The sequence below is a fragment of the Oleiphilus sp. HI0123 genome (assembly GCF_001635315.1).
Genome location: NZ_LWGE01001041.1, coordinates 1 through 2,861, shown reverse-complemented (window position 1 = coordinate 2,861; position 2,861 = coordinate 1). Strand labels below are relative to the sequence as shown.

At 41.6% G+C, this 2,861-nt stretch carries 2 protein-coding genes and 1 pseudogene; 1 reads left to right on the top strand and 2 read right to left on the bottom strand.

The window, feature by feature from the left end:
• Both A3761_RS25715 and A3761_RS09110 read right to left on the bottom strand, forming a co-directional pair.
• Positions 1-148, bottom strand: a pseudogene (locus tag A3761_RS25715) (NADH:ubiquinone reductase (Na(+)-transporting) subunit A); the annotation flags it as partial.
• 356 nt (positions 149-504) lie between these two features.
• Complete coding sequence (locus tag A3761_RS09110) at positions 505-1,971, bottom strand: glyceraldehyde-3-phosphate dehydrogenase (protein WP_068506464.1); 1,467 nt, start codon at positions 1,969-1,971, stop codon at positions 505-507.
• 218 nt (positions 1,972-2,189) lie between these two features.
• Between A3761_RS09110 and A3761_RS09105 the strand changes: the two genes are divergently transcribed.
• Positions 2,190-2,861, top strand: a 672-nt coding sequence (locus A3761_RS09105) for a PleD family two-component system response regulator (RefSeq protein WP_068750124.1), incomplete at its 3' end; no start/stop codon positions are given.

The following is a 2,861-nucleotide window of genomic DNA, read 5'->3' as shown; positions in this document are numbered from 1 at the left end:
TGTCACCAACCTGAACAGACATGGTTGGCTTCATACCAACATAGTCAAATCCAACTATAGCAACCTTGCTAATGGAATTTCCTTGGGTGATGCTTTGTTCGGGAGAACCGGATATTGGAAGATCGAGGCCTTTTTTAATATTGACCATTAATCCTGCCTTCTCATCAGAATTTGTGAATTTTCCGCCACGTTAGAATTTGTTCTGTTGAGTGCCATACAGTTAAAGCATTACCACTCGATTGCGGCGAACCTAAAATCGTGGACAATTATAGTGAGCCATTTAACATATTGCTACACTACGCACCAAAATTTACTTATATTCTACCCATTTAAAGTGCCAACCTGCTTAAAAAATCAACCCTAGCGTTTTAGCGTACAAATATAGGAGCACTAGATACTACCAACTAGGTAGACAAGATAAGTAAAGTAGTAAAAGTCAGCTTATACAAGAAAGAAAATAAAGGCGCCAACTGAACAGTTAGCGCCTGAAGGAAATATTAGACTCTAGCTCTTAGGGAAGACAGGATATTCTATGCCAGCCATTTGGTTGGCAATACGCACAACCTGCGCACTATAACCAAACTCGTTATCGTACCAAACATAAAGAACCAAACGCTTACCGCTTACGATAGTTGCATTCGAATCTACAATACCAGCACGACGTGAACCAACAAAGTCAGTTGAAACAACTTCATCTGAAGTCAGATAATCAATCTGCTTAGCCAAATCAGAATGCAGGGAAATATTACGCAAATAAGCATTCACATCTTCAACAGATGTAGCTTTTTCGATATTCAGATTTAGAATAGCCATTGAGACATTCGGAGTTGGAACACGAATCGCATTACCCGTCAAACGACCTTCCATCTTTGGAAGTGCCTTTGAAACAGCTTTTGCGGCACCTGTTTCAGTAATAACCATATTCAACGGAGCGCTACGACCACGACGACTACCTTTGTGATAGTTATCAATCAAGTTCTGGTCATTTGTGTAAGAATGGACAGTCTCTACGTGGCCATCAATGACACCAAATTCATCATCAATCGCCTTAAGAACAGGCGTAATAGCATTAGTTGTACAAGATGCTGCAGACAAAATCTGATCATCGTTTGCGATATCACCGTTATTGATGCCATAAACGATATTCTTAATGTCACCCTTACCTGGCGCAGTTAGAAGCACCTTAGCAACGCCTTTAGACTCAAGATGTCTACCTAGACCAGCTTCATCTCTCCAGATACCGGTATTATCAATAACGATTGCATTATTGATTCCGTATTGCGTGTAGTCGACCTGATCCGGACCGCCAGAATAAATTACCTGGATAGCATTTCCGTTAGCGATCAATAGATTGTTTTCAGAATCGACCGTGATTGTACCTTCGAATGGGCCATGCACCGAGTCTCGACGAAGCAAGCTGGCGCGTTTCTCTAGATCGTTTTTAGCACCGCCATCGCGAACGACAATTGCACGTAAACGCAGATTATTTCCACCGCCCGCTTTCTCAATCAAAATACGCGCAAGTAAGCGACCGATTCGACCAAAACCGTACAACACGACATCTTTGGTATTTTCAGAAGCTGCTTTGCTAGCCTCTTCACTGTAGCCACCAACAACGTCGGATAACTCTGCTTTGACAAACTCTTCTAAACTAACATCATTGGTTTGTTCAGCAAAGCGAACGGCGAGCTTACCAACGTCAACACGAGCATGACCAAGCTCAAGCTCATCCATCACCTTTAATACCGCATAAGTATCGTGGACAGATAATTCTTTCTCTTCCACCTGGCGAACGAAACGATGTGACTTAAGAATTCCGATTACTGACTGGTTAATAACAGCACGACCATAGATGGACGTAACAATATTATTACGACGGTACAAACGACCAATTAATGGAATCATCGCCTCTGCAGTCGCTTCACGACTCTTCCAATCTGAAAAACAGTTATCAATCACTTCATTGCTCACGCTTAACACCTCTATTTGTTTATGCGTCAAATCAGGGCCGCTATTATCCAGATATATAGTTCAGCGTGCAACGCTTTGTGGTTAAATTAAGGCGTACACGTCTTAATCTGGGTCAATTAGCAACAAAATAGATTAAATATGCCGCACATATTTCCGTTATAAGTTAAAACAGCTAAAATCAATGAATAACAATCATAAGCCTATCAAGAGTAAAAAACGTGGCCGATACAAATGCGCTTGTCGTAGATGACTCATCTACTTCAAGAATGCTACTAACAAAAATTCTTAGAAAAATGGATATCCAATGCGAGCAAGCCTCATCGGGCGAGGAAGCACTATCTCAACTTGGATGGTTTCACCCGGACTTTATTTTTCTAGATCACTTAATGCCTGGTATGGATGGCTTTGACACTCTGAAAGCCATTAAGTCAAACCCAGACACACAAAACATTCCCGTCATTATGTACACCTCACAGCATGCTCATAAATATTATGAAGAAGCTCACGCCCTGGGCGCTGCAGGCGTTATATCCAAGCAAATTGATCGCGATAAGTTATATTTAATGATCAGTCGAATCTGCTTGAAGCCCAAAGATGACGATAAAGACGTCCCTACTGTCTACCAGGAAGTACAAAAAAACCTTGAAACCTCAATTGCCGACATGTCGAACAGCAAAGTTTTAGCGCGAGTATCGACATTAGAAACCGCATATGAAGAGCTTCACGAGGAAAATAGAAACCTAAAACTAGAACTCGCGCAATCTAAAGCTGATAGCGAGGAGCTTCGATTAAAGTCACAAAACTTTACTCCTTCTCAGATAGTCATCACACTATTTCTCGCACTAGCCTTGTTTGGCACAACGTTTACTTGGTTTACAACGCAGCGCATT